The sequence below is a fragment of the Pseudomonas rossensis genome (genome assembly GCF_039888995.1).
GTDB lineage: Bacteria > Pseudomonadota > Gammaproteobacteria > Pseudomonadales > Pseudomonadaceae > Aquipseudomonas > Aquipseudomonas rossensis.
The window spans coordinates 1-8,508 of record NZ_JBBWCB010000188.1 but is presented as its reverse complement, the minus strand read 5'-3'; the positions used below and the strand labels follow the sequence as shown (position 1 = coordinate 8,508).

The window sequence follows — 8,508 nt, the reverse complement described above, 5'->3', positions numbered from 1 at the left end:
GCCTTGGGCAGCGGTTGCTGGTCGAGCCCTTGCTTGAGCAGGTTACGGACGGTGTGGCTGTTGAGCGCGCGCAGTTGCACGGCGCGGCTGGCTGCCGCCTCCAATCGCGCGTTACCGTATTGGCGGGCCAGCGAGAGCAGGCCCAGGCAGGAGCGGTAGCCCAGCTCCGGATGGGGCTTGTGGGTCAGTTGATGTTCGACGATCTGCCGGGTGCGTGGGCCGATCCGCTCGCCCCAGTCGAGCAGGCGCTGGGGTGTCCAGTCGCGATGGGCCTTGTGCGAGGCCGGCATGTGTTCGTTCTGGGTGCTGTAGGCGCCGCGCCGCCGGAGCAACAGGTGGCTGGCGACCCGGCGGTGGCCATGCAGGATTTCGACGGTATGGGCGCTCACTCGGGCGTCGACGCTTTGCCGGGCCAAGGCCGAGGGCACGCTGTAAAAGCCGCCATTCACCTCGATGTGGTAATCGATGTTGACCTTGCATCGCTTGAAGATCACGACCTCATATGGATGCGCCGGCAGCGGCTTGAGCGCTGGCTGGTCGAGTTGCTCGAACCAGTCTCGTCGGCACCCGTCGAGCTTTTTGAACGGGCGTCGATTTAAGTCTTCCAGCAAAACGGCGATGGCCTGATTGAGGGCATGCAGGCTGAAAAACTGTTGGTGCCGCAACCGCGCCATGATCCAGCGCTCGACCACTTGCACGGCCACCTCTGCCTTGGCTTTGTCCTGCGGCTTGCGTGGGCGCGCCGGGAGCATGATGGCGCCGTAGTGCTGGGCGCACTCCAGCGCGGCGCGGTTCAGGCCCGGCTCGTAACGGTCAGGCCGGGCAACCAGGGCGCGCGGGTTGTCCGGCACGATCATTTCGGGAACGCCACCGAAGTAGCTGAGGGCCTGGCTCAACGCCGTCAGCCAGTCCACTTGGGTCTCGCCCGGCGTGGCGCAGGCGTAGGTGTAGTTCGAGGCGCCGAGGGCCGCGACGAAGATATGCGCCTGACTGATCTCGCCGGTGGCCGCATCAATCACCGGCAACGTCGGCCCGGCGTAGTCGATGAACAACTTCTCGCCAGCGCGGTGGTGCTGGCGCATCGAGCGCTTGAGGGTACGGGCGTAGCTGCGGTAATGCTCGACGAACTGGGTGTAGCGGTAGGTCGGCTGGTCGGGATGGGCAGCGGTGTATTCCTCCCGCAGCAGTTGTAGCGTCACGCCTTTGCGGCGTAGTTCGCGGTGCAGAGTGATCACGTCGGGCAACACGCGGTCGCCACGTGTGTGGACGACCTTGGTGGCGGGCACCAAGGCGGCGCCGAGCGCCGCCTCATCCAGCAGAGCCAGCGCGGGCCACTCGATACCGGTGTCACGCGCCGCCTTGATGTACTTGCTGACGACGCCCTTGGACAGTTGCAAGGCGCGGGCGATCTTTTCGTGGGACAGGTCGGCCTCGAACTTGAGGCGTAGGCATTCTTTGATATTACGCATGGCTACTCGCTGCGCCGCCATCCTTCGATTCCCCGAAATGGGACGAAGGGTGGTGGCGGTTCAGGTCATGCGCAACGCAGTGGAGGGTATTTCGCTAACAACGTGACCGGTGATTTCGGTAAGGGCGTGACCGGCTGTTTCGGAACAGGCGGAAAATCGGTCACGTTGTTAGCGAAATGAGCGGTCACGCGTTAGCGAAATGGTCGGTCACGATGTACCGAAACGGGCGGTCACGATGGGCCGAAATACGCACACGCGTTTTGATCACTTTGCGCAGGCTCATGTTCTCGATGGCATTGGTGGTGTAGATCACCTTGCGAATTTCGCTGGATAGTCAAAAAACGGGATCGCCCGAGCCCAGTTTCGCCGCCATGACAGGCTGATCGATTGGTACTCGGCGTCCCATTTGGCTTCAAATTCGCAGAGCCGTTGTTCAGCCAATTCGGCGGTGGCCGAGGTGTAAATCAGCTTGAGATCAGCCGCCACTTCCCGCTGCTTCTTCCACGACACGAAATTCAAGCTGTTGCGCACCATGTGCACGATGCACAGCTGAACGACGGCTTTTGGGTAAACCGTTTCAATCGCCTCAGGGAAGCCTTTGAGGCCGTCCACGCAGGCGATGAAGATCCCGATTATTGAGTTCGGTCACCACTTATGCCTGCGAGGCCATTGCCTCACGCCCTCGCTGTATCTTGTTCAAGATATCCTCTCCTTTGGCGTTCCAAACATAGCGAGTCGGCTGTGCATTTCCCAGCGCCAAGAACGTGGTGATCGAGCTTTCCAATTCACGAACCGAGCTGAAACTGCCCTCACGCAAGTACACCGTGATATCGCGAAAGAACCCATCCACGAGCTAGAGGTTGGGGTGAAGTGCATGTGGAAGCGCTTGTGTTTCTCAAGCCATGCCTTCACTTTCAGGTGTTTTTATGTGGAATGGAAAAGCAATAGGCTGTGGTTTTTTCGACCTCCACGGAACTCACGTTTGATGGTGTGGCAATGCGATGATCCTCTTCCCAGGAAAGACTCTTGAGGCTGTATCCGTCCGCTTCGAGCACGCGCGTACGTTCAGAGAAGCTCTCTTTTTGTTAAGGATGCCAAAGCTTGCGCTTGAGGTGATTGCAGTCCTGAACTATTGCTCGGTGGTAGGCTAAGAGCAGCATCAACCAAACGGCCGTATTGTTGCAAATCTTCAACGCTGCTTAATTTCGAAATTACCCAGGCCTTAAACTGAATACCCATATTCACAGTTGCATCCACCAACCTAGCTTGCTGTTCAGTGGCAAATGCTCTAAGGGTACTGCCCAGCCCAGCAATCGCTTTACTTTTGGCCATCTCATTCGTCATGCGTAAACTGGCATCAATTAAATTTTCTTGCTGCTCACGAGTAAGTGCTTGCAGACCTGCACCTAGCCCAGACACAGCAGTACTCTTGTTTTCTTCATTTCCCATGTTCAAGCAGGCTTCTACCAAACTGCTACGCTGCTCGATGGAAAATGCCGAAAGCCCACCTCCTAAACCTGCAATGGCTCGACTTTTATGAGCCTCGTTTGCTATCTCCATAACGGCACTGAATATATTGGTTACTAGCTGCTCATGCTTTTCATTATGAAAACCTTCGAGACCATTCTCATGATTAAGCCCTGCACCTAAAAACCCCAGGGCATTAGCTTTACTTCGTTCCGAATGCATAGATAAAACGCTATTACTTAAGATTTCAAGAATATCAATATATTGGGAGCCACCAACGCTTTTTAAAGCCGATCCCAGACTACTTAATGATCGAGCCTGCTCACTTTCGTCAGCCATTTCTGAGACGGTATTAATTAATCTAATTTGCTGCTCCGTGGTAAGTGTTTGAAATCCTCTGCAAAGACCAGGCATTACAAAATCACTGAATTCATTTTCATCCTCGAATTGTAAGGCTGCATCAAACACCGCGTTACGCTGCTGCTCAGTAAGAGCTGACATTCCCTGAGCTAATCCTCCAATAGCCGCACCTTTGAAATTCGCGTCCTGCATATCCAGCGCAGCTTGCACTATAAGCTCGCGCGATCTCGTATCTAGCGTATGCAGTGCTTTGCCTAACCCGGCAATAGCCCAGCGCTTAGCAGATTCAGGCAATTTCATAATAAAATCAATTATTTCGGCGTGATGTATGGCAATTGTATGCATGCCTGCCCCCAAGCTGCCAATCATAGAACCTATAGTCGCATGCCCGTTTTCCATATCTATGTCGCCGTCATTATCTACCCTGGTGTTCAAAATGGCATTAACTAGGCGACTGCGCTGTGCTGGCTCCAGCACCTCAAGAGCACCACCCAAAGCAGATATCCAGTTTTCATCTAAGTCCTCGATAGCTGCCGCAAGGCAAGCCTCTTTTTTTGCGCCAGAGGCCAATGCAAACAGGCCAGAGTCAGCGAATGGTATTAAATCATAAACTTCAAGCTTGTTTATTGCCCCGATAATTTTCTTCTGTAGATCATGCTTGAATTTAAGCAAAGAATTTCCTACAATGGCGGCCTTTAAAAAGGGAGTACTATTTTCGAGCGAACTGAGATCATAGACACCTTGTCGTTTCGTGCTGCCCGCCAAAACATGCCCCATGATGGCCTGTTGCAACTCTATGGGCAGGCCTAACAATGATTGCTTAGGTGGCAGTTTAGTCGACTGTAGTTCCATAGTTATCGGCGTAGGCAATGTCATAGAGACGGTCGCCCCAGAGTCTCTTCTAAACCCTATGCTAAAAACGTCGTATTCTGAGCGTTCATTTAATTTCGCCTTGATCACCAATACGCCTTGATTACGTTGGATCCCAAATTGAGCAATACCACTGTTCGGTGGTTGATTGGGCGAAAGCACCAACGGACCGCTGCCGATGGCATCTTTTGCAAGCCTGGCCAGGGTCTTCTCCTGTTCATTGCCCTGTGCCACTTTGGCTTCCAAGGCACGCACTGCGTGATGGCTTAACATGGACAATGTCAGCGAACTAGCGTGCCCCGACGGGGGCGTTCCTGCCGCTGTTTGAGTCGCTTCTGCAGGATTTGCTGAACTAGCCTGCACATTATAGTCGCTGCTGTTTCTAATTGGATCCATTATTTTCTCTGATCATTAGTTCCCAAGGTCTGGTGAGTGGTATGCAATACCGAACGGTTCCATTTGGGCCGGCTTCCGGATCCATGCTTACCGTGCGGTATGCCCATCCAGCGCCTTTACGCCTTCCAGCTTGCGGATAAAACCCTCGATCTTGTCTTGGTCGTCCTCAACGATGGCCCGCTCGTCCGCAGTCAGCGGCACCTCTTCCAGGTACCGACGGACCGAGGCCCTGCTCTCCAGGGCCTGCCCCTGTGCACTGGCCTTGGGCAGGTTAAATCACAGCCGATGCAAGCCATACGGTGCGCGCAGGTGCTCCAGAACGGGTTGGTGCAATACGAATTGCCCAGGTCGTAGTAGAGGTACGGATCGCCGCTTTGGTACGGATCGCCGCTTTGACGGGCGATGACGTCATGGTCGACCAGCAGCGAAATCATGCGGGCCATCTGGTCCGCCTTGACGAAGGCGGCGGCCAACTGACGGATGCGCAAGTAGTGAAGGGTCGAGCTATGCCCTGACCAGCTTCAGCCAGATGGCATCGTCGATCACCCGAGGATTGACGCCACTGGCGAACGAGACGGTGCGGCGCGTGGCCAGATGATGCCGTGGCCGGAACTGCAAACGCCCCCAGCCCCACAGCTCGACATCGATAAAAAAACGCCGCATGGAATGCAGAAAATTATGCGTGGCGTAGTTGTCCACGATCAGATGCAATTGGAGCTGCTTGGGCGTTTCGCGATTGATCTTTTTGAGAAATTCCAGCCACTTCTGATGCCGGTGTTGGCGCTCAATGCAACTGATCAAGCGTCCTTGAAGATAATCCAGCGCCGTGAACAAGGTGACAGTGCCGTGGCGGATATAATCGTGCGATTGCGTTCGGATATGCCCGATCCCCAAAGGCAGTCCAGGCTGGGTGCGCTCCCGGGCCTGAACCTGGTTTTTTTCATCGCAACAGAGCACCAATGCCTTATCCGGCGGATCCAGATACAGCCCAATGACGTCCCAGAGTTTCTCTTCAAAGTTTGGATCGTTGGACAGTTTGAAGGTGCATGTCAGGTGCGGTTTTATGTCGTTGGCGGCCCATATGCGCTGGACGCTGGCCGGTGAGATGCCGGCGACTCTCGCCATGCTTCGGCAGCTCCAGCGAGGCTGGCCAATACGTGGTTGAACCACTTGCTCAAGCACTCGGGTTAGCGCCTCTGGTGGCAAGGAGGACTTACGTCCGCGCCCTGGCTTGTCGATCAAACCGTCTAGTCGCTGATCTTGAAAACGCTGACACCAAAGAGTGACCGAGCGCAGAGATAACCCAACCAGGCGGGCTATTTCAACCCGCGAACAACCTTGAGCGGCCAACAGGATCAGTCGGGCGCGACGACCGTCACGTTGACTGATGGTGGCAGACCTGTTCCCAGCGGGGCACGAGGTATTAGGCCTCCAGATTGGCGCTAAAGGTCTGGACGGACTTGTGAGTTTCGGGGCTGTACGCCAATAGCTGAGTTTTTGCTTGATTTTCCATCTCACATAATTTCAGTACCAACCAAAACTCATCTTCGCTCGCTCTTACTGGGAACCGTTGAACGGTTCAGCGCCACTCAGTTATTTTACGGGGAGGTAATTATGAATATTGGCAAAGTAGGTAGTTATGTATTGAACTCGGGCAGTTAAGTCGTGCGCTGGGCTGAGCCAAACACTACAGATCACAATAAGAAGGGAATTCCCATGACGTCATTCGCAAGTAATGAGGCTGCTTTGCCGTCGGCAAGTATGCAGTTGGTGAAAGATGATTCAGCCGGTGCGGCGATCTACAGCTTCTACGATTCAGTACTTCAGGGCTTGTGTCAGTCCGATAAAATCAAAGTGCGACAGGTCATTACCCTTGCACAGTTTATTGAATTGTCCCGTGCCCGTCATCGGCTGTATGGGCAGCGCAAGGTGTATTACAAAACCCTGTTTGGCGATGCGGTCGACGATACCGTTTGCCTGGATGAATATGACCCGCGCTCTTACGTATTCGCCTTCTACTACGACGGCGAGATTATCGGCACGCAACGGATTACGCCCTTTCCTCATGAGTCGGGCGAATTCATTAAGCATGAAGAACTGGTGAAGTTCTCCGGGCCCAACTACGAGGGCGAATGCGTGGAGTTGTCGCGGCTTATTGTCGATAAACACTCCCCGGTGAAAAACGTGGCCAATGGCCTGGCCATGACCGGTGCGTCCTTGGTCGCCCTGCAAGGCGGATACAAAACCTTCAAGGCTGGCGCCAAAATTCGACAGCGTCGTGTTCGATCAGGACGGCCTCTTCTTCCAGATCAAGGCCCGTGGCGACCACTACTACGCCTTGTACAAAGGGGATTTACTGCCCTCGGTCACCCCGTTCTTTGGCCTGGAAAGCTGCCCGGCCGACCTCAAGGATATTGAAGGGCTGATCAGGCACACCATGGCCGCTCGCGCCGCACGGCACTCACTGGCGGTATAAAAATCATAAATACCATATCATTGAGGAAGATCCAGGATGGAAGCCAAAAACAAAGAAGTCGTTATTGAGTTTTATGAGCGCATGTTTGGCCAGCGTGAACTGGCGGTCGCCGATACATTGATTGCCGAAGAATATGTTCAGCACAACAACGTATTTATTCCGCCGCGCCGTGAAGGCTTCAAGACGTACTTTACCCAGTTTTTCAAGACGTTTCCCGAGTCCGGTGCCAGCATTGAACGCGTGTGCGCCGAAGGCGATTACGTATTTCTGTATGCCAAACACTGGGCCAAGCACAAGTTCTTCACCGTCAACTACAAGGTGATTGATATCTACCGCGTGGAAAATGGCGTGCTGATGGAACATTGGGACACTATCGAAGGTTTGGGGTTCTTCTCCAAGTTCATTTACATCATTAAATCCGTATTGCGACTGTAAATCTGCGTTAGCGCAACACAATAACAATTGTTATAAACGATGTATCAACCCGCCAAGGAAGAGAGTGAGATGACTGAAATGACCGAGTTTCGAACAGAGCTCAAAGCCGTCTGTGATGCCGAATGGGAAAAGATCAAAATCGGCCGGTTCTTCCAGATGATAAAACGGCCCGAACTGCAACGTGATCCTTACGTTAAGTCCGTCGTTCAGGTGTATCACTACACCAAGAACAACGCGATCAACCAGGCGGTGGCGTGCTGGAACCAGGACCACACCAAAGTCGGCCTGCTGCGTTTTGCCATGAAACATGCCTTGGAAGAACTGGGCCACGAAAACATGGCCTACAACGACCTGATCGCCATCGGCGTCGACAAATCCGAGTTTGAAAAGCCGATGCTGCCGGCCACCGAGGCCTTCTACGGTTATCTGGATTTCGTCTCCGTATGCCGCGGCATCATTCCGCGCCTAGGCTACAGCTTCTGGGCCGAGGACTGCTACGAGCACCTCGAACCGCTGATGGACGTGTGTAAGAACCACCTCAAACTCACCGACAAAGAACTGACCTTCTTCGTCGCCCACGCCATCATCGATGAAAAACACTCCGCGGAAGTCAACGCGGCCATCGACCGTTGGGTCGTCACCGATGAAGAAAAAGAAGCGGTGAAGCAGGTCGCGCGCACCACCGTGTACCTGATGGGCAAGATTCTGGAGTCGGTTGCCGACGAGTTCTAAGGCCTACCGACACGCATCCTCCTGCGCCTGGCGACATGCACAGAATAAAAACGATCGGTTGGCAGGGCGCTTGTCACAAGCTGTCCGGCTGAAACGGATCACCCATGAGGAGGCGCCATGACTAGCAACAGCGACATGATTACCTGGGGCAAGATGCTGCGTAAGCTGCCCTCCATCACCCGGGCCATTCCTCGGCTCGTGCGGGGCATAAAGACCTCCAGGCTCAAGCCGGATCAACCCTGCGGCCTGGGTTGGGCCTTTGAACAAGCCGTGGCGCGCAACCCGCAGGGGCCGGCGCTGCTC

At 54.4% G+C, this 8,508-nt stretch carries 5 protein-coding genes and 4 pseudogenes; 4 read left to right on the top strand and 5 right to left on the bottom strand.

Annotation, left to right across the window (positions count from 1 at the left end; translation table 11 throughout):
• From istA to WLY71_RS28055, 5 genes and pseudogenes are all read right to left on the bottom strand, one after another.
• Nucleotides 1-1,490, bottom strand: a 1,490-nt coding sequence (gene istA, locus WLY71_RS28080; RefSeq protein WP_347806151.1) for an IS21 family transposase, incomplete at its 3' end; no start/stop codon positions are given.
• 232 nt (nucleotides 1,491-1,722) lie between these two features.
• A pseudogene (locus WLY71_RS28075) lies at nucleotides 1,723-2,096 on the bottom strand (transposase); the annotation flags it as partial.
• Between the two features lie 25 nt (nucleotides 2,097-2,121).
• Nucleotides 2,122-2,393: pseudogene (locus WLY71_RS28070) on the bottom strand (IS630 family transposase); the annotation flags it as partial.
• A gap of 141 nt (nucleotides 2,394-2,534) precedes the next feature.
• Nucleotides 2,535-4,562, bottom strand: coding sequence for a hypothetical protein (locus tag WLY71_RS28065; protein ID WP_347806150.1), 2,028 nt, complete (start codon nucleotides 4,560-4,562; stop codon nucleotides 2,535-2,537).
• Nucleotides 4,563-5,240: 678 nt separating this feature from the next.
• Nucleotides 5,241-5,999, bottom strand: a pseudogene (locus WLY71_RS28055) (IS630 family transposase); the annotation flags it as partial.
• A gap of 279 nt (nucleotides 6,000-6,278) precedes the next feature.
• Between WLY71_RS28055 and WLY71_RS28050 the strand changes: the two are divergent.
• The 4 genes and pseudogenes from WLY71_RS28050 to WLY71_RS28035 all read left to right on the top strand — a co-directional run.
• Nucleotides 6,279-6,980, top strand: a complete 702-nt coding sequence (locus tag WLY71_RS28050; RefSeq protein ID WP_347806149.1) for a hypothetical protein — start codon at nucleotides 6,279-6,281, stop codon at nucleotides 6,978-6,980.
• A gap of 94 nt (nucleotides 6,981-7,074) precedes the next feature.
• Entirely contained in the window at nucleotides 7,075-7,473 is a 399-nt protein-coding gene (locus tag WLY71_RS28045) for a nuclear transport factor 2 family protein (RefSeq protein ID WP_347806148.1), read from the top strand.
• A 69-nt stretch (nucleotides 7,474-7,542) separates the two neighbouring features.
• Nucleotides 7,543-8,205 (top strand): iron-containing redox enzyme family protein, encoded by a 663-nt coding sequence (locus WLY71_RS28040; RefSeq protein WP_347806147.1) that lies wholly within the window; start codon nucleotides 7,543-7,545, stop codon nucleotides 8,203-8,205.
• A gap of 117 nt (nucleotides 8,206-8,322) precedes the next feature.
• Nucleotides 8,323-8,508, top strand: a pseudogene (locus WLY71_RS28035) (long-chain-acyl-CoA synthetase); the annotation flags it as partial.

Excerpts from the sequence above, each read along its gene's own strand:
- WLY71_RS28065 (WP_347806150.1), bottom strand. The coding sequence starts at position 4,562 with ATGGATCCAATTAGAAACAGCAGCGACTATAATGTGCAGGCTAGTTCA.
- WLY71_RS28050 (WP_347806149.1), top strand. The coding sequence starts at position 6,279 with ATGACGTCATTCGCAAGTAATGAGGCTGCTTTGCCGTCGGCAAGTATG.
- WLY71_RS28045 (WP_347806148.1), top strand. The coding sequence starts at position 7,075 with ATGGAAGCCAAAAACAAAGAAGTCGTTATTGAGTTTTATGAGCGCATG.
- WLY71_RS28040 (WP_347806147.1), top strand. The coding sequence starts at position 7,543 with ATGACTGAAATGACCGAGTTTCGAACAGAGCTCAAAGCCGTCTGTGAT.